This is a genomic window from Hymenobacter edaphi (assembly GCF_003258365.1).
Classification (GTDB): Bacteria; Bacteroidota; Bacteroidia; order Cytophagales; family Hymenobacteraceae; genus Solirubrum; species Solirubrum edaphi.
In genome coordinates this window covers 454,576-470,458 of sequence record NZ_QHKM01000001.1, presented here as the reverse complement: position 1 = coordinate 470,458, position 15,883 = coordinate 454,576, and the positions used below count along the sequence as shown (strand labels likewise).

18 protein-coding genes are annotated in these 15,883 nt (G+C 64.1%); 10 read left to right on the top strand and 8 right to left on the bottom strand.

Translation table 11 applies throughout. The annotated features are described in order from the left end of the window. The first annotated feature begins 235 nt into the window (after window positions 1-235). From DLM85_RS01810 to DLM85_RS01775, 8 genes are all read left to right on the top strand, one after another. The gene (locus tag DLM85_RS01810; RefSeq protein ID WP_111476358.1) at window positions 236-925 is read left to right on the top strand and encodes a DUF1361 domain-containing protein; all 690 of its coding nucleotides are present in this window, start codon (window positions 236-238) and stop codon (window positions 923-925) included. A gap of 23 nt (window positions 926-948) precedes the next feature. Beyond that, the gene (locus DLM85_RS01805; RefSeq protein WP_111476357.1) at window positions 949-1,245 is read left to right on the top strand and encodes a hypothetical protein; all 297 of its coding nucleotides are present in this window, start codon (window positions 949-951) and stop codon (window positions 1,243-1,245) included. 88 nt (window positions 1,246-1,333) lie between these two features. Continuing rightward, window positions 1,334-2,734, top strand: coding sequence for a dGTP triphosphohydrolase (gene dgt / locus DLM85_RS01800; RefSeq protein WP_111476356.1), 1,401 nt, complete (start codon window positions 1,334-1,336; stop codon window positions 2,732-2,734). 317 nt (window positions 2,735-3,051) lie between these two features. Continuing rightward, window positions 3,052-3,504, top strand: coding sequence for a hypothetical protein (locus tag DLM85_RS01795; protein WP_133256838.1), 453 nt, complete (start codon window positions 3,052-3,054; stop codon window positions 3,502-3,504). A 233-nt stretch (window positions 3,505-3,737) separates the two neighbouring features. Next, window positions 3,738-5,060: a glutamate-1-semialdehyde 2,1-aminomutase gene (hemL, locus tag DLM85_RS01790; protein ID WP_111476354.1), complete on the top strand. Its 1,323-nt coding sequence runs from the start codon at window positions 3,738-3,740 to the stop codon at window positions 5,058-5,060. A gap of 361 nt (window positions 5,061-5,421) precedes the next feature. Then, entirely contained in the window at window positions 5,422-6,303 is an 882-nt protein-coding gene (locus DLM85_RS01785) for a hypothetical protein (RefSeq protein ID WP_111476353.1), read from the top strand. A gap of 113 nt (window positions 6,304-6,416) precedes the next feature. Further along, window positions 6,417-6,953, top strand: a complete 537-nt coding sequence (dcd, locus tag DLM85_RS01780) for a dCTP deaminase (RefSeq protein ID WP_111476352.1) — start codon at window positions 6,417-6,419, stop codon at window positions 6,951-6,953. A 207-nt stretch (window positions 6,954-7,160) separates the two neighbouring features. Next, the gene (locus DLM85_RS01775) at window positions 7,161-7,643 is read left to right on the top strand and encodes a hypothetical protein (protein WP_111476351.1); all 483 of its coding nucleotides are present in this window, start codon (window positions 7,161-7,163) and stop codon (window positions 7,641-7,643) included. Window positions 7,644-7,783: 140 nt separating this feature from the next. Here the strand turns inward: DLM85_RS01775 and gldC are convergent, their stop codons facing one another. Continuing rightward, window positions 7,784-8,122 carry a gliding motility protein GldC gene (gldC, locus tag DLM85_RS01770; protein WP_111476350.1) on the bottom strand — a complete coding sequence of 113 codons (339 nt, stop codon included), beginning with the start codon at window positions 8,120-8,122 and terminating at the stop codon, window positions 7,784-7,786. 98 nt (window positions 8,123-8,220) lie between these two features. Further along, complete coding sequence (dnaN, locus tag DLM85_RS01765) at window positions 8,221-9,345, bottom strand: DNA polymerase III subunit beta (RefSeq protein ID WP_111476349.1); 1,125 nt, start codon at window positions 9,343-9,345, stop codon at window positions 8,221-8,223. Window positions 9,346-9,776: 431 nt separating this feature from the next. Between dnaN and DLM85_RS25690 the strand changes: the two genes are divergently transcribed. Then, the gene (locus DLM85_RS25690) at window positions 9,777-9,971 is read left to right on the top strand and encodes a cyclic-phosphate processing receiver domain-containing protein (protein ID WP_207890942.1); all 195 of its coding nucleotides are present in this window, start codon (window positions 9,777-9,779) and stop codon (window positions 9,969-9,971) included. A gap of 261 nt (window positions 9,972-10,232) precedes the next feature. Beyond that, complete coding sequence (locus tag DLM85_RS01755) at window positions 10,233-11,099, top strand: DUF7003 family protein (protein WP_111476348.1); 867 nt, start codon at window positions 10,233-10,235, stop codon at window positions 11,097-11,099. A 3-nt stretch (window positions 11,100-11,102) separates the two neighbouring features. Here DLM85_RS01755 and gldG read toward each other — a convergent pair whose 3' ends face one another. The 6 genes from gldG to DLM85_RS01725 all read right to left on the bottom strand — a co-directional run bounded on the left by gldG (window position 11,103) and on the right by DLM85_RS01725 (window position 15,876). Continuing rightward, window positions 11,103-12,842 (bottom strand): gliding motility-associated ABC transporter substrate-binding protein GldG, encoded by a 1,740-nt coding sequence (gene gldG / locus DLM85_RS01750; RefSeq protein WP_111476347.1) that lies wholly within the window; start codon window positions 12,840-12,842, stop codon window positions 11,103-11,105. 17 nt (window positions 12,843-12,859) lie between these two features. Further along, entirely contained in the window at window positions 12,860-13,585 is a 726-nt protein-coding gene (gene gldF / locus DLM85_RS01745) for a gliding motility-associated ABC transporter permease subunit GldF (protein WP_111476346.1), read from the bottom strand. Between the two features lie 181 nt (window positions 13,586-13,766). Then, complete coding sequence (gene gldA / locus DLM85_RS01740; protein WP_111476345.1) at window positions 13,767-14,693, bottom strand: gliding motility-associated ABC transporter ATP-binding subunit GldA; 927 nt, start codon at window positions 14,691-14,693, stop codon at window positions 13,767-13,769. A gap of 20 nt (window positions 14,694-14,713) precedes the next feature. Next, window positions 14,714-14,947 carry a hypothetical protein gene (locus DLM85_RS01735; protein WP_111476344.1) on the bottom strand — a complete coding sequence of 78 codons (234 nt, stop codon included), beginning with the start codon at window positions 14,945-14,947 and terminating at the stop codon, window positions 14,714-14,716. Window positions 14,948-14,976: 29 nt separating this feature from the next. Further along, window positions 14,977-15,174, bottom strand: a complete 198-nt coding sequence (locus tag DLM85_RS01730) for a hypothetical protein (RefSeq protein WP_133256837.1) — start codon at window positions 15,172-15,174, stop codon at window positions 14,977-14,979. A 3-nt stretch (window positions 15,175-15,177) separates the two neighbouring features. Beyond that, complete coding sequence (locus DLM85_RS01725) at window positions 15,178-15,876, bottom strand: SDR family oxidoreductase (protein WP_111476342.1); 699 nt, start codon at window positions 15,874-15,876, stop codon at window positions 15,178-15,180. Window positions 15,877-15,883: the final 7 nt, after the last annotated feature.

Genomic DNA, 15,883 nt, shown 5'->3' with positions numbered 1-15,883 from the left:
TTAACGCAGGTTTAAGCTCCCCTTAATCTGAACTTAAGCTGGCCCCCATTTCTTGGCAGGTGAATGAGTGCAAGTAATGAAGCGCGTCGTCCAGCCGGGCGGGGCGCTTCATCTTTTTGGCCGGCGGCAGGCCCGGGCGGGGCTCCGCCCGGGCCTGCCGCCTTTTCGTTATCTTCCGCTATACCGATTGCCGCCGCGCCGGCGTTGATGCGGCTTCGCCCATCCTCTTTTCGCTATGGCTACTCTATCCCCCGCCGCCCCAGCCCTGCTGCGCCAGCGCTTCGGCCTGGTGCTCGTGCTGGGCGCCTCGCTGGCCCTGAGCACGGTGCTCATCGTGTTTCGCGTGTTCTGGACGCACCACATCACCTTCGTTTTCCTGCTCTGGAATCTGTTTCTGGCCGCCGTCCCGCTCGGCCTGAGCCTGGCGCTGGGGCTGCTGACGCCCACTGCCCGGCGCCGCTGGCTGCTGCCGGTGGGCCTGCTGTGGCTGCTCTTCTTCCCCAACGCGCCCTACATCCTCACCGACCTGCTGCACCTGGGCCAGTACCCCGGCGTGCCGCGCTGGTACGACCTGACGCTCATCCTGACCGCCGCCTGGAACGGGCTGATGCTCGGCTACGCCTCCCTGCTCGATATGCAGCGCTTCGTGGAGGAGCGCCTGGGCTGGGCAGCGGGCTGGGTGTTTAGCACGGTGGCCCTCACGCTCAGCTCCTACGGCGTGTACCTCGGCCGCTTTCTGCGCTGGAACAGCTGGGACATCCTGACCAACCCCTTCAGCCTGGCCTACGACATCCTGGGCACCCTGCTGCACCCAGCCTCGCACCCCCGCGCCTGGGGCGTGACCGTGCTATTCGGCGCCTTCCTGCTGCTGGGCTACCTCACGCTGCGGGCCCTGGGCCGGCTGCAGGTGACGGCGGAAGAGTAAGCTTCTGCGAATCAGTTCCAGGATTGCCACAAGTCACCCTGCCCCTCTATACTTTCTTCCTGGATTATCGTGGTGGCAGTTACATCTCCCGGGCAACTGCCCACAATCCGGCGCAGGCACTTCGGGTATGGGTTGCGCCGTTCGACTACCAGCCCGTTGCGGGCCTGGACCTGCCCGGCTGGCAGCAGCTTCAGGCTCTGCTGACCGCCGCGCATGAGCCCCCGCCGCCCGTCGACACCCTGCGCCAGGTGTATTGCGCCAGTGCCCGGCTTGGCTCGCACCTGGCGCTGCTGCACGTCGTGGCCACCGCCCCGGGCTGATTGCCGCCCCTCACCGCGCCGTGGCTTCCCTGCGCTGGAAGAGGGAGCCTGAGGTGCGGTGCCCCCGCCTGCGTATCTTGCCCGCCGCATGCACCTCGCCTCCTCCCCCGCCCCCATGTCCTGGTCGCGGCTGCTCTCGCGCCGCCGCTACCCCGCTCAGCCCCAGCTGCACGTCGTGTCCGACGCGGCGCCCGTGCGCGGCGCCTTCGTGCAGGACTACGACCGGGTGGTGTTCAGCTCGGCCTTCCGCCGCCTGCAGCGCCAGGCCCAGAACGTGCCCCTGCCCGAAACCGACTTCGTGCACACCCGCCTGACGCACTCCCTCGAAACGGCCTGCGTGGGCCGCTCCCTGGGCCGCTTCGGCGGGCGCCTGCTGATGGAGCACGACCCCGCGCTGGCCGGGGAGCTGCCCTTTTTCGATGCCGACTGCGGCGACATCGTGGCCGCCGCCTGCCTGGCCCACGACATCGGCAACCCGCCCTTCGGCCACGCCGGCGAAGACGCCGTGGCGGCCTACTTCAGCAGCCCCGCCGCCGAGCCCTTCGTGCGCACCCTCTCGGCCGCCCAGCGCACCGATCTGCAGCACTTCGGCGGCAACGCGGCCGGGTTCCGCGTGCTCACCCACACCTACCCGGCCCACAGCAGCGGCACGGCCGGCCTCGGCCTGACCTACGCCACGCTCGGCGCCTTCACCAAGTACCCGCGCCCTTCGCAGGTGGAGGCCGGCGACCAGACCGGCGGGGCCAGCGAAAAGAAATTCGGCCATTTCCAGACCGAGGCCGCCCGCTTCCAGCACGTGGCCCAGGACCTGGGCCTGCTGCCCAAGGCGGCGGCCCCCGACTTCTACCACCGCCACCCGCTGGCCTTCCTCGTCGAAGCCGCCGACGACATCTGCTACCGCATCATCGACTTCGAGGACGCGCTCAAGCTCGGCCTGCTGCCCCCGGCCGAGGGCCTGCAGCGCCTGCGCGTCATCCTGGCCGACCCCGCCGACCGCCCCCGCACCGTGCAGTGGCACGACTGGCGCGAGGAGCTGGGCTACCTGCGCGCCCGCCTGATCGGCAAGCTGGTGGCCGAAACCGCCCAGGTGTTTGCCCGCCACGCCCCGGCCATGCTCACCGGCGACTACGACGACTGCCTGATCCAGGAGCTGGAGTGCTGGCCGCAGCTGCAGGAAATTCAGCAGCTCTCGGTGCAGCACCTCTACCGCAGCCAGCCGGTTTTGCAGATCGAAGCCGCCGGCTTCGAGGTGCTGGCCGGCCTGCTCGACGCCTTTCTCTACGCCACCTTCGACCCCGCCGCCTCGGCCCGTTCGCGCAAGCTGCTCGAGCTGCTGCCCGCCCACCACCGTGCCACCGGTGCCCAGGCCGACCTCTCGGCCTACGAGCAAATCATCCTGCTCACCGACTACGTGGGCACCCTCACCGACCAGAACGCGCTTAGCCTCTTCCGCACCATCAAGGGCATCGATTTGCCAAAGGGATTCTAAAGTAAGGCCGCGCCGTACGGCACGGGTGTAGCGCCCTGCTGACCACCTGGTTCGAAAGGGTACCCAGAGCCCGGCCTAGACGCCAAGAGAAGCACATGATTCGGAAGAAAGCCCAAACCTGTGCCCCGCTGGGGCTGGCAGCTACGTTGGTGCTGGCGGTGGTCAGCTGCACCACGGGCCCGGAAGAAAAACCCGCTAGTCCCGTGGTTTCGCCCCCGGCGGCCGCTGCCCCCGTTACCGCAGCCCCGGCTCCCTGCCCGCTGCCGGCGTACGATTTTGCGCAGCTCAGGGCGAAGCCGCGGCTCAGCCCCAAGGTTGTGCAGGCCATGCTGCGCCGCACGCCCCGGCTGCCTGGCTTTTTCAAAGACTACAACGAGTACGTGGATTTGGTCCTGCTCGACTCCCTGCGCTGCCCGGCCTACAACTTGCTGACCGTGCTCTGGCGCCACGAGGATTGCTGCGAGGATTTGTATTACCTGACCACGTCGCCGACCGGCTCGGCGGTGCTGGACTCGGTACGGATTGCGGCTCGGGGCCTGGATGGGCAGTGGCACGCCGAAGCGTTGATGCGCCCCACGGGCAACGGGGAACTGCTCGTTACCGCCCGCGAGGAAAACGATTCGGATGCGCAGAACGAGCCGAACGTGCTCGACTCGGTGGTTACGGCTTACGCAGTTACCCCGCAGGGCCGGTTTGTAACAAAGCAGCTAAGCCGCGGGCAGCGAAATCTAAGACCCAAGGAGCATATCCCTTCCGCTCACGAGCAGTAAGGCAAAACTCCTCTTCTCTTTCTCTGCCGGTGCCGGCCGGGGTTGAGTGCCGACGGCCGCTGCCGGCCAAGCAGTTGCCGTCCGGTGCGGCCAAGCAGATGTTACCGCGGCGCCATAGCCCGTTGCCGGGCCCCTTCCTGCGCGATTTTGCAGCTGCTAGGTCAGTACCTGTCGCGGTCTATCTTTGTCGCGCGCCGCCGGCACCAACCCTCCCCGGCGCGTGTTCGGCCCCTATGCAGCAAGCCTCTCCCGCTACCGACCTCAACCTCTCGACCAGCGACCAGCTCTTCACCCGCGCCAAAGACCTGATTCCGGGCGGAGTCAATTCGCCGGTGCGCGCCTTCCGCGCCGTGGGCGGCCACCCCGTCTTTATGCAGTCGGCCCAGGGCGCCTGGCTCACCGACGTGGACGGCAACCGCTACCTCGATTTTATCAACTCGTGGGGCCCGATGATTCTGGGCCACGCCCCGCAGATTGTGCTCGACGCCGTGGCCCAGGCCCTGCCCGCGTCGCTGTCCTTCGGCGCCCCCACCCGCCGCGAGGTGGAAATGGCCGAGCTGATCATCGAGATGGTGCCCAGCATTGAGAAGGTACGCCTGGTCAACTCCGGCACCGAGGCCACCATGTCGGCCATCCGGGTGGCCCGCGGCTACACCGGCCGCGCCAAGATTCTGAAGTTCGAGGGCTGCTACCACGGCCACGGCGACTCTTTCCTGATTGCGGCCGGCTCGGGCGCCCTCACCCTCGGCACCCCCGACTCGCCCGGCGTGACCGAGGGCGTGGCTCAGGACACGCTCACCGTGCCCTACAACGACCTCGCCGCCGTGGCCGCCGCCATCGAGGCCAACCCCGAGCAGATTGCGGCCATCATTCTGGAGCCCGTGGTGGGCAACATCGGGCTGGTGCCGCCCGCCGAGGGCTTCCTGCAGGGCCTGCGCGAGCTGTGCACCCGGCACGGCATCGTTTACATCTTCGACGAGGTGATGACCGGCTTCCGCCTCGCCCGCGGCGGCGCGCAGGAGCTGTTCGGCATCGACCCGGACATGACCACGCTGGGCAAAATCATCGGCGGCGGCATGCCGGTGGGCGCCTACGGCGGCAAAAAGGAAATCATGGACCAGGTGGCTCCGGCCGGCAAGGTGTACCAGGCCGGCACGCTCTCCGGCAACCCCATTGCCACCGCCGCCGGCTTGGCCCAGCTGCGCTACCTCCACGAGCATCCCGAAGTGTACCAGCAGCTGGAGCGCACCAGCGCCCTGCTGGCCGACGGCACCCGGCAGATTGCCGCCGAGCTGGGCCTGCACTACACCGTCAACCGCGTCGGCTCGATGTGGAACGTGTTCTTCACCCAGCAGCCCGTCACCGACCTGGCCTCTGCCAAAACCGCCGACCTGGACGCCTTCGGCCGCTACTTCCGCGCCATGCTGCACCGCGGCATCTACCTGGCGCCCTCGCAGTTCGAGGCCCTGTTCGTGAGCACCGCCGTCACCGACGACCTGGTGGACCTGTACCTGACGGCCTGCCGCGCCTCCCTGCGCGAAGCCCACGGGCTGTAGGAGGCCAGCAGGGGCAATCGAACCTCACCCCAAGCACCGCAAGCCGCAGGTTGACGTAGCCCAAGGACCGGCCTCGAACCGCGCACCAACGCCGAAGCGCCGCCACCAACGCCCAATCGTCCGGGCGACGGTGGCGGCGCTTCGGCGTTGGTGCACTTCGCTACAGCGTCTGCGCGTTGTTGGCAGCAGCGGTACGGGGTGCCAGGAAGGCCCTTCGGCTACGCTTCAGGATGAGGGGCGACACCCGGCATTTTAGCTTATTCCAAGCCCTAAGCCCTCATTTATCCGCATCGTAGGCATCGGTTTGGCATCATACCCCATCCGCGGTCTATCTTTGCCCCCAAACCGTTTGCTGCCCGCTATGCCTTACCGCTACCGTTTGGGGTTCTGGAGCCTGCTGCTCGTGCTGTTGGCAGTGCCGCTGACGCTGCGCGCCCAAACCGAAAAAACCGCCGCGCAGAACAAGCAGCTCTACGACCGCGCCGTCGACGAGATGAACTTCCGCACCATGGAAGCCGTCTACGACAAAGCCTTCACCCGCCGCAAGTTCCCCGTCACGCTGCGCACGGCCAAGGCCCGCCGCGAGTTTGACGACTTCCCCGGCCGTGACGACCTCAAGACTCTGTTTCGTAACTACAACGGCGTGGCCGAGCGCTACAAAAACCGCTTCGGCAAGGGCCGCACCGACCTGGTAGAGTTCGAAAAGCAGCTCAACGGCATCCTCATCGACTCCAACTTCGAGTTCTTTATCCGCGGCCTGCCCCGCGACGAGCGCGCCGGCCTGATTCACGGCCTGCAGCGCTACATCAAGCAGGCCAGCGCCCAGTTCAACGCTTCCGAGGACCCCGCGCCCGAGGAGCTGCTGGTCGACGCGGCCAACGTGCCCCCCGCCGACGTGGACGCCAGCGCCGAGGCGCCCCTGACCCAGCCGCTGGAAGACGGCACCCCCACTGCCGAAGCGGAAATAGCCGCCGCTGAGCCCGCTGCCCGCCCTCGTCCGCTCGGGGAGTACGGCGCCGCCCGCCACGACTGGTTGGATTATACCACCCTGCTCTGCGCGGTGGCGTCGCTGGCGCTGCTGCTGTACCTGACCCTGTCGGTCGTGCCCGGCATGCGCGCCCAGCTCAACAGCCTCACGGTGGAGCCCGAACCTCAGGACGAGGACGAGGCGGCCCCCGCGCCCGCCCGGCGCCCCGCCGCCGTCCTCCCCGAGGACCGCTACGAAGACGACGAAATCAATTAAAAATTGAGAATTAAAAATTAAAAATGAATCGTCTCCCTAACCCTGGAATGGGCTGGCGGAGGCTATTCAGGCCTGATTTTTCATTCTTGATTTTTGATTTTTAATTGACCCAAATGATTCTCACCGACGAGCAAATCCTGGCCGAGATGGAGCGCGGCACCATCGTAATTGAACCCTACGACCGCGCCTGCCTCGGCACCAACTCCTACGACGTACACCTGGGCCGCTACCTGGCCACCTACCGCGACCGGGTGCTCGATGCCCGCCGGCACAACCAGATCGACGTTTTCGAAATTCCGGAGGAGGGCTTCGTGCTCGAGCAGAACACCCTGTACCTCGGCGTGACTGAGGAATACACCGAAACCCACGCCCACGTGCCCTTCCTCGAGGGCAAGAGCTCGGTGGGCCGCCTCGGCATCGACATCCACGCCACCGCCGGCAAGGGCGACGTGGGCTTCTCCAACACCTGGACGCTGGAAATCAGCGTGACGCAGCCCGTGCGCATCTACCGCGGCATGCCCATCGGTCAGCTCATCTACTTCACCGTGGAGGGCGCCATCCAGAACTACTACAACCGCAAGCCCAACGCCAAGTACAACCAGCGCACCGACCAGCCCGTGGAGTCGATGATGTGGATGAACAAGTTCTAAGCCGCCCGCTGGCCAAAAGGAGGCCGGGCTGGTCATTTTTTTCCTTCCCGAAACGACCAGCCCGGCCGCCTTTTGGGCATTTAGCCGTTTCGGCCGAACCGGTTGGCACACTTTTTCGTTAGAAATGGGCGTTGGTTGCTTTGGCAGCCCTCCACTCAACTCCGACTCCGTGGCTTCGGCCCGCTAACGATAGAACTTGCCATGACGATGAAGAAGATCCTAGCAACGGCTGCGCTGGCAACGGGAGTAGCCCTCGGCGTACAGGCCCAAACCAAAAAGTCCCCGGTCGTGCAGCAGCGCGCCGAACGCCTCTCCAATCAGATGGCCCGCGAGCTGCGGCTGAATAACTACCAGACCACCCGCTTGCGCGCCATCAACGAGGATAAGGTGGCCAAGATGGCGGCCATTGAAACCCGCAACGCAGGCAACATCCGGGTTATCGACGAGCAGTGCCAGGGGGTGTGCCAGGAGCGGGACCGGGAGCTGCGCACCGTGCTGACGACCGATCAGTACAGCAACTACTTCAGCAACCGCTCGGCCTACTACAAGTATGATAAGGACTACGCGGCCCAGGCTTCGGATATCATGCTCGTGAAGTCGGTGCAGAACCCGCTGCCGGCCAGCGCCAAAGGGGCCACCATCAGCCAGACCCGCGACGACAGCAAGACCACGGCCGACCGTACGCGCTAAGCCCAGCACGGCCTGAAAATGAGAAGCCCGCCCGGCAATTCGCCGGGCGGGCTTTTTTGCGCTGGAGCGCGAAGCCCGGCCTTGCAGGCCTTGTCGCGTGCCCTGGGGGCGCGAAGCGGCGTTGCGCGCTTGCTTGATGCTTAGCGCTGGCCGCGTTCTTCCTGCTCCACGTGCTGGGCCAGCTCCTTGCCCACGGCCCGCAGCTTGGCGCCCATGAACTCGTCGTTGGTAGCGGCGATGATGCTTTCGGCCAGCGAGCCGATCATGTCCACGTAGAAGCGTTTCATCTCGTCGACGGGCATGTCCTTGGTCCAGAGGTCAATCTTCATGGTGCCGCGCTCCTCCCGGTCCCAGATCGAGATGTTCATGGCCTTGGCGAAGTGAATGTCGGCGCCGGCGTCGGTAGCGCTCCAGCTGATGGCCTCGGGGACTTTCTGCTCGTCGAGGGCGATGCTGAAGCGGATTTCGGATTTTTTCATGCGTTGTAAATGTGCGAATGTGCTTGAATGTGCCGATGTGCTAATGAGAATGACCAATTAGCACATCAGCACATTCAAGCACATTCGCACATCAAAAGTTAAACGTAGTTGTTCAGCATCACCGGCATGACCAGCATCAGGATGCTTTCGTTTTCCTCGGCCAGGGTGGGCATCAGCAGGCCGGCGCGGTTGGGCGTGCTCAGCTCCAGGGTAATTTCCTCGGAGTCAATGTTGGAGAGCATTTCGATCAGGAAGCGGGCGTTGAAGCCGATTTCCATGTCTTCGCCGTCGTACTGGCAGGGCAGCTTCTCGTTGGCTTCGTTGGAGAAGTCCAGGTCTTCGGCCGAAATGGTCAGCTCGGACCCGGCCAGGCGCAGGCGCACCTGGTGGGTGGTCTTGTTGGAGTAGATGGCAATGCGCTTCACCGAGTTCAGCAGCTGGCCGCGGTCGATGATGAGCTTGTTGGGGTTCGACACCGGAATTACGTTCTCGTAGTCGGGGTACCGCTCGTCGATGAGGCGGCACACGAGGCGCATCTGGTTGAACGAGAAGAAGGCGTTGCTCTGGTTGAACTCCATGCGCACCGGGGTAGCCTCGGAGGGCAGGGCGCCTTTGAGCAGGTTGAACGCTTTGCGCGGAATGATGAGATTGGCCGTCTGGCCGGCGGCCACGTCGGCGCGGCGGTAGCGCAGCAGGCGGTGGCCGTCGGTGGCCACGAAGGTGGCCTGGTTGTCGGCCAGCTGCACCAGAATGCCGGTCATGGCCGGGCGCAGCTCGTCGGTGCTGACGGCGAAGATGGTCTTGGTGATGGCGCGCAGCAGCGACGAGGAGGGAATTTCGACCGGAGCCGAGCCTTTCACGACGGGCACGCGGGGAAAGTCGGTGGCGTTTTCACCGGCCAGCTTGTAGCGGCCGTTGGCCGAGCTGATTTCGATGCCGTACGTCTCTTCGTCGAGAGTGAAGGTGACGGGCTGGTCGGGCAGGTTCTTGAGGGTATCGAGCAGGATGCGGGCCGGGGCGGCGATGCGGCCGCCTTCGCGGGCTTCGACGGGCAGCTCGGTAATCATGCTGGTTTCGAGGTCGGAGGCCGTGATGGTGAGCTTGCCGTTCTCGATTTCAAAGAGGAAGTTCTCCAGGATGGGTACCACGGGGTTGCTCGTGACGACGCCGTTGATGCTCTGGAGCTGCTTGAGGAGCGCCGAGGACGAGACGATGAACTTCATATAGGGTTTTGGGAAATGTGTCGGTTTGGGGAGGACAAAGATAAACGGCTATACGCGGAAAACTAGGGCTTCGGGGCGGGAATGGGCGTGGTTTGTGACGGGGCCAAGCGCGGCAACGCGGCGCTCGGTGAGTCCTGCGAAGCGTTCGGACAGGCTTGCGAGGCACTTGGCGGAGCCTGCTACGGGTTTGGCGGACCGTGTGAGTGGTTTGGCCGAACCTGTTACGGGCTTGGCAGACATTGTAAGGGGTTTGGCCGAGCCTGTGACGCGTTGGGCGGAGCTTGTAAGCCGCTCAGTCAGGTCTGTAATGAGCAGTGGTACGCTGTAGAAGCGCCTATTTGCGTCTTCGTCATTGCTGAGTATACTGTAGCAACGGGCCGTTCAACGATAAGACGCCAGGTTGTGTCTCTACGAACCGTACTCCCCTACCGATGCCCTACAAGCTCTATCTGGATGAGCTGCGCACGCCCCGCACCGAGGGCTGGGTGCTGGTGCGCAGCTTCGAGGAATTCGTGGCCACCATCGAGCAGCGCGGCGCGCCGACGGAAATTTCCTTCGACCACGACCTGGGCTGGGACGAGGCCCGGAACTGCGAGCGGCCCAGCGGCTACGACTGCGCCAAGTAGCTGGTGGCGCAGGGGCTGCTGGTGGAGCGCTGCAACGTGCATTCGGCTAATCCGGTGGGAGCGGCGAATATTCTGGGGCTAATGGAGAATTATCGGCGGTTTCGGGCGGGTGATGCGGATATTTAGCGCGGTTCCGCATTGCCGCTGGCGCGGCAGTGGAGGCTGTACCTCCACGTCATAGCGGGGCGCGAGTAACGCTACGCTAAACTCGCGCCAGACGGGGAAAAATCAGCAAATTTGAGTATTTCATCTTCTTACTACATGCTTTCCGCGCAAGACATCCTCACTGCCCTTGACCAGTCAAATGATGGTTATTACTGCCAGTTCGTGTCTTTGGGAGACGCGTACAGCTACTTGATTGATGCTCGGATCAACCTGTTTCGGGATGATTCTGACTGGGCGGTAGCTATAGAGCGGCTCGGTTACAACCCGCGCGGCGGCCGTTTTGAGTTGAATATTCACTACTACGGCAACTGCCTGCTCAACCTAGAGCACTACAATGACCGTCCGACCAACTATTACGAGGTTGCTCCCGTCGACTGGGACTCTTTCACCACTGCCTTTCCGGATGAACTGTTGTCCCCAACAGCCACCAGCCTGTTGGTGCGCGGCCAAGCCGTACCACTCAGTCAGCGCAAAGCGGATTACGTAGCGGCGGACATCGACCTGGTGGAATACGAGCCCTACCGCATCAGCCCGGAGGAAGTCGGACGGCTGCTGATAACTCAATGCCAAGATTTATTCCGCGCCACGGACGTGGAATTGTATAAGTCGATTCCGGTGCACCTAACGAAGATTTTGGTGCTGGATGAGTGGTATCACCGGGATTTTGACCTCTCAGCCCCCGCGGCCCTATCGGACGATGCCATACGTCAGACGTACGATTTCAACAAACAGCTGACAGGATTAGGCGGCATGAGTTTCGAGACGTTTGCGGCCTCGATACAGCAGCAACAACAGTTGCAAACTGACCACAACCAAGCCGAGTGGGAACATAACCGGCCCAGCAGCTATGAAACCTGGCCGATGCTGGCAACTGTCCTGGCGACCAATGACCCCAGTTGTTATCGGCCTACGCTTGCGCCCAACACGCACTGGCGTGACTGGCCGGAGTCGGGTTCGTTGTAGGTTTTACTCCACTCCAAACGACGCGTACTTCCGCTTGCGCAGCCAGGCCCTTACCAGCCCGAACACAGCCAGCAAGGCCAGCGGGGCACCCAGGTTCAGTAGCTGCCACTGGCGCTTTTCGGCGTTGATTTTCACCTTATCGAGGGGGCGCAGGGTGATTTGCTTGCCGCGCACACCGATCAGGCCGGATTCATCGAGCAGATAGTCGACGGCGTTCTGGGTCAGTTCGCGGTTGGCAAATTCGGTGGTGGCGAGGCGGTCGAAGCCCAGGCGCAGGGGGCGCTTGGTTTTCGGGTCGAGGTCATTGCGCACGAAGTCGCCGTCGGAAATGAGCAGGATTTTGCTGGGCTTGGCCTGGGGACTCTGGGCGGGCTGAAACTGCGTGGTGCCGGGCTTGGCGCGGTTGGCGAAGAGGGAGCGGAACTGGCCTTCGAGCAGATAGCCCACAGGCTTGGGGCCGCTCTTATACAGCTTGGGGTCCGGGGGCAGGCGGGCGTCGTTGAGGTTGATGGGCACCGGGGCGGGCAGCACGCGGGTGTAGCGCGAGGTGAACATCAAGGGCGTTTTGCGGATGCCGCGGGCCTTCACCGTGTCGATGCTGCTGACGAACTTGAGATACACCGCGTCGAGGTTGCGGGTGATGGGGTGCGGGCTGAAGTTGTTCACGACCGGGTAGAACGGCCAGGGCATGGGCTCCACCTGGGGCTTGTTGCCCGACATGCCGGTGACCATGGGGATGAGGCCGGAGTTGACGTCCAGAATCAGGTCCCCGTTGACGCGCGCGCCGTAGGTGAACAGCAGGTCCGTCAGGCCCAGCTCCTGCGGGAAGGAGAGCATGCCGCCGCGGTTGGCGCTGTCCAGGTTCACGCGCATGGCATCCACGAAGAACAGGGCCCGGCCACCCTCGGTGATGAACTTGTCGAGCTGGTACTTCTCGGGGTCGGAGTACGGCCGCTCGGGCTTGGCCACGATGACGGCCGCCAGGGCCTTCATGTTCTGCTCGGTGACCTTGTTGAGGTCGATGCGGTACACGTTGTAGTCGCGCTGCAGCGTGCCGATGAGGTCGTAGAGGTGCTCGTTGTCGGGCTCGCCGTGGCCTTCCACGATGCCGATGAGCTTGCGCTTCGAGGGCTCCAGCCGCCGGATGGCGCTGGCCAGCTCGTATTCGAGGCCTTCGATGCTCTGGTTGAGGCGCACGTCGGGCGGGGCGGCCTGGTTGCCGCGCAGCAGCAGCACGTTTTCCTCGCGGTTGCCCACGGTGATGGTGGCCCAGGGGAAGATGATTTTCTCGACCCGCTTGCCGCCCTCGTTGGCGCCGAGGTTGGTGGGGCGCAGGCCTTTCTGCACCAGGCGCTGGTACTCCTTGTTGCGGTCGGCTTCGGAAGAAGCCGCCGAGGGGTCGACGAAGACGTAGCGCAGCTTGGAGCCGGCGTGAATCTGCATCTCATCCAGCGTCTCGCGGGTAGCCTGCGAAAGGCGGCGGAAAGCGGGCGGAAAGTCACCGGCCAGGTACACCGTCACGGTAATGGGCTCGGGCGCGGTTTCGAGCAGCTGCTTGGTGGCCGGGGCCATGCTGTAGCGCTTGTCCTCGGTGAGGTCGAGGCGGAAGAAGAACTGCTGGGCGACGAAGTTGAGCACCACCAGGGCCAGGATAATCAGGCCGAAGCGGAGCAGGTCACTTTGCTTGCGCGAGGCGGCGGGGGCAACCGGGGCGGGCGTAGGGGCGGCGGGCGTGGGTTCCATGCGTCAGAAGGTCCGGATTACCAGTTGCGGCTGCGGAGCACGAGGCGGGTAGCCAGCAGCATGGCCGCTACCACGGAAAAGAAATACAGCAGGTCGCGCGAGTCGACCAGGCCCTTGCTCAGGTCGCGGTAGTGGGCCGCAATGCCGAGCTGGCCGATGTAGTAGGCCGGGCCGCCGTCGAAGAGCGAGGCCAGCGAATCGAAGCCGGAGTAGACGAGGAAGCAGCCGACCACGGCGACGAGGAAGGCAATGATCTGGTCACGCGTCAGGGCCGAAGCCAGCACGCCGATGGCGGCAAACACGGCCGCCAGCAGGGCCAGGCCGATAAGCGAGCCGGCAAAGGCGGCGGAGTCGATGTTGCCTTCGGGGGCGCCAAGCTTCACCACGGAGTAGTAGTAGAGCAGGGTGGGCACCAGGGCCAGCAACGCCAGCAGCAGGCAGGCCAGGTACTTCCCTCCTACCAGCTGCCCGTCGGTGAGCGGGCGGGTGAGCAGCAGCTCGATGGTGCCGGCCTTTTTTTCCTCGGCGAAGGTGCGCATGGTAATGGCCGGAATCAGGAACAGGAAAATCCAGGGGGCCAGGTTGAACAGCGTCTGCAGGTCGGCAAAGCCGTAGTCGAGCACGCTGCTATCGGGGAAGACCCACACGAACAGGCCGGTGGCCACCAAAAACACGCCGAGCACCACGTAGGCCACCGGGGAGTTGAGGAAGGCGTTGAATTCTTTGCGAAGGACGGCGAACATGAACCGCTGGTTAGCGCTGATTTACTTGATTTCGCTGATTGGCATACAGGCCACTAGGCCGTCATGCTGAGCTTGTCGAAGCATCTCTACCGCTTCGTTGGCTCTGTCAGGATATCGTGCCGAGTGATTTTACTATCTAACGAAGCGGTAGAGATGCTTCGACAAGCTCAGCATGACGTTCTTATTTTTCGATTTTCGTGGAAGTCGTCAACTCCTGGAACACCTGCTCCAAGGACTGTTCTTCCTGCCGCAGCCCCAGCACCAGCCAGCCCTGCTGGGCGGCCAACTGCGAAATGGCACGGCGCTGGTCGCCCTTGCCCTCGGTGCGAATAATCCAGGCGCCGCCCTGGCCCTGTTCTACGGCTTTGACGCCGGGCAGCTGCCAGAGCGGGGCCGGGTCGATTGTACCCTCGAACTCGGCGCGGATGACGGCGCCGCCCTTGGTGAGGCCGGCCAGCTCGCGCACCGGCGCGTCGGCCACCAGCTGGCCGCGGCTGATGATGACCACCCGGTCGCAGAGGGCCTGCACTTCGGGCAGAATATGAGTCGAGAAGATGACCGTTTTATCCTGGCCCAGCTCGCGGATCAGCGTGCGAATTTCGCCGATCTGGTTGGGGTCGAGGCCGGTGGTGGGCTCGTCGAGGATGAGCACCTGCGGGTCGTGAATGAGGGCCTGGGCCAGGCCCACGCGCTGGCGGTAGCCTTTGGAGAGGGCCCCGATCTGCTTGTTCTGCTCGCGCGTGAGGCCCACGCGGCCCACCAGCGCGTGCACCCGCTGGCGCAGCGTGCTGCCCCCCAGGCCGTGCACGCGCCCGATGAAGTCGAGGTACTCGTGCACGTACATGTCGAGGTAGAGCGGGTTGTGCTCGGGCAGGTAGCCCACGCGGCGGCGCACTTCCAGGGGCTGCTCCACCACGTCGAAATCGGCCACGCGCACCGTGCCGCTGCTGGGCGGCAGGTAGCCGGTGGCAATTTTCATGGTGGTGCTTTTGCCGGCGCCGTTCGGGCCCAGAAAGCCCAGGATTTCGCCGCGGCCGGCCGTGAACGAAATGTCGTTGACGGCGGCCTGCTGGCCGAAGAGCTTGGTCAGGTGAGAAATTTCAACCATTGCGCGAAGATACAAGTCCGTTAAGCCTCGGGCGGCATGGGCTGCCAATCTTCGAGGCAGCAGCCGTACTCGGCCGCCATATCCAAGGCCTCGGCCAGGGTTTCGTGCCAGCTGTCGAAGCCCTGCGCGGGGTTGATGCTACTGAGGTAGTAGATATAGGCGCCGCCCGTGCCGTCGATGTCGTCTTCCGCCACCAGGTAATCCGTGCCGTTTTCCTGCGGCTGCGGCAGCGGCAATTTCCACTTCTGGCCCATATCAAATCAGCTATCAGTCAGACAACTACTTATGGCTTCCGCAGCAGGTACTCCCCGACCCAGGAAGCCACCAGCGGAAAAATCACCCAGATGCCGAGCAGCACAATCCAGGCCAGCGCCAGAATAACGAACGTGCGCTGCACCGGCCGCCGCTGCGGCCGCGCCGCCCGGTACTGGCGCAGCGTGTACCAGAGCAGCAGTACCGACGCGGCCCAGATCAGCAACACGGCTTAGCGGCCTTTGGGTTGCAGGGGCCGCATTTCCATGTCCACGACGTGGAAGTTGAACGGCGTTTCGAGGGCGTAGACAATGGCCCCGGCAATGTCCGCGGGCTGCATCATGTGCTCGTTGGCTGTGGTGCCGGGTATGTCGTCGAAGAAGTTGGTCTGCGTGGAGCCCGGGTACAGGCAGGTGACTTTGATGCCGTCCTTGCGCACTTCCTTGAAGATGGAGTGCGAAAAGCCGCGCACCGCGTACTTGGTGGCGCAGTAGCCAGCCATCATTTCGATGCCCGTCAGGCCGGCAATGGACGAGATATTGACGATGTGGCCCAGCTGCTGGCGTTTCATGGGCGGCAGCACGGCCTTGGTGCAGTAGAACAATCCGTGCACGTTGGTGTCGAACATCTGGTGCCAGTCGGCGGAGCTGAACCCGTCGACGGCGCCCGAAATGCCCAGGCCGGCGTTGTTGACGAGCACGTGCACGTCCTGGCCCAGTTCCCGCTGCGTATTGGTCAGGGCTTCCTGCACCTGCACTTCGTCGCGCACGTCGCATTCGAAAAACGAAAACCGCTCGTGCTGCAGCTCGGCGGGGCGGCTGCGGCCCCAGCCGGCCACCACGGCCCCGCGCTGGAGCAGCAGCTCCGCCGTGGCCAGGCCGATGCCTTTGCTGACGCCCGTGACAATGGCTACCTTGCCGTTCAGATCCATGACGTTG

Excerpts from the sequence above, each read along its gene's own strand:
- DLM85_RS01810 (WP_111476358.1), top strand. The coding sequence starts at position 236 with ATGGCTACTCTATCCCCCGCCGCCCCAGCCCTGCTGCGCCAGCGCTTC.
- dgt (WP_111476356.1), top strand. The coding sequence starts at position 1,334 with ATGCACCTCGCCTCCTCCCCCGCCCCCATGTCCTGGTCGCGGCTGCTC.
- hemL (WP_111476354.1), top strand. The coding sequence starts at position 3,738 with ATGCAGCAAGCCTCTCCCGCTACCGACCTCAACCTCTCGACCAGCGAC.
- DLM85_RS01785 (WP_111476353.1), top strand. The coding sequence starts at position 5,422 with ATGCCTTACCGCTACCGTTTGGGGTTCTGGAGCCTGCTGCTCGTGCTG.
- dcd (WP_111476352.1), top strand. The coding sequence starts at position 6,417 with ATGATTCTCACCGACGAGCAAATCCTGGCCGAGATGGAGCGCGGCACC.
- DLM85_RS01775 (WP_111476351.1), top strand. The coding sequence starts at position 7,161 with ATGAAGAAGATCCTAGCAACGGCTGCGCTGGCAACGGGAGTAGCCCTC.
- gldC (WP_111476350.1), bottom strand. The coding sequence starts at position 8,122 with ATGAAAAAATCCGAAATCCGCTTCAGCATCGCCCTCGACGAGCAGAAA.
- dnaN (WP_111476349.1), bottom strand. The coding sequence starts at position 9,345 with ATGAAGTTCATCGTCTCGTCCTCGGCGCTCCTCAAGCAGCTCCAGAGC.
- DLM85_RS25690 (WP_207890942.1), top strand. The coding sequence starts at position 9,777 with ATGCCCTACAAGCTCTATCTGGATGAGCTGCGCACGCCCCGCACCGAG.
- DLM85_RS01755 (WP_111476348.1), top strand. The coding sequence starts at position 10,233 with ATGCTTTCCGCGCAAGACATCCTCACTGCCCTTGACCAGTCAAATGAT.
- gldG (WP_111476347.1), bottom strand. The coding sequence starts at position 12,842 with ATGGAACCCACGCCCGCCGCCCCTACGCCCGCCCCGGTTGCCCCCGCC.
- gldF (WP_111476346.1), bottom strand. The coding sequence starts at position 13,585 with ATGTTCGCCGTCCTTCGCAAAGAATTCAACGCCTTCCTCAACTCCCCG.
- gldA (WP_111476345.1), bottom strand. The coding sequence starts at position 14,693 with ATGGTTGAAATTTCTCACCTGACCAAGCTCTTCGGCCAGCAGGCCGCC.
- DLM85_RS01735 (WP_111476344.1), bottom strand. The coding sequence starts at position 14,947 with ATGGGCCAGAAGTGGAAATTGCCGCTGCCGCAGCCGCAGGAAAACGGC.
- DLM85_RS01725 (WP_111476342.1), bottom strand. The coding sequence starts at position 15,876 with ATGGATCTGAACGGCAAGGTAGCCATTGTCACGGGCGTCAGCAAAGGC.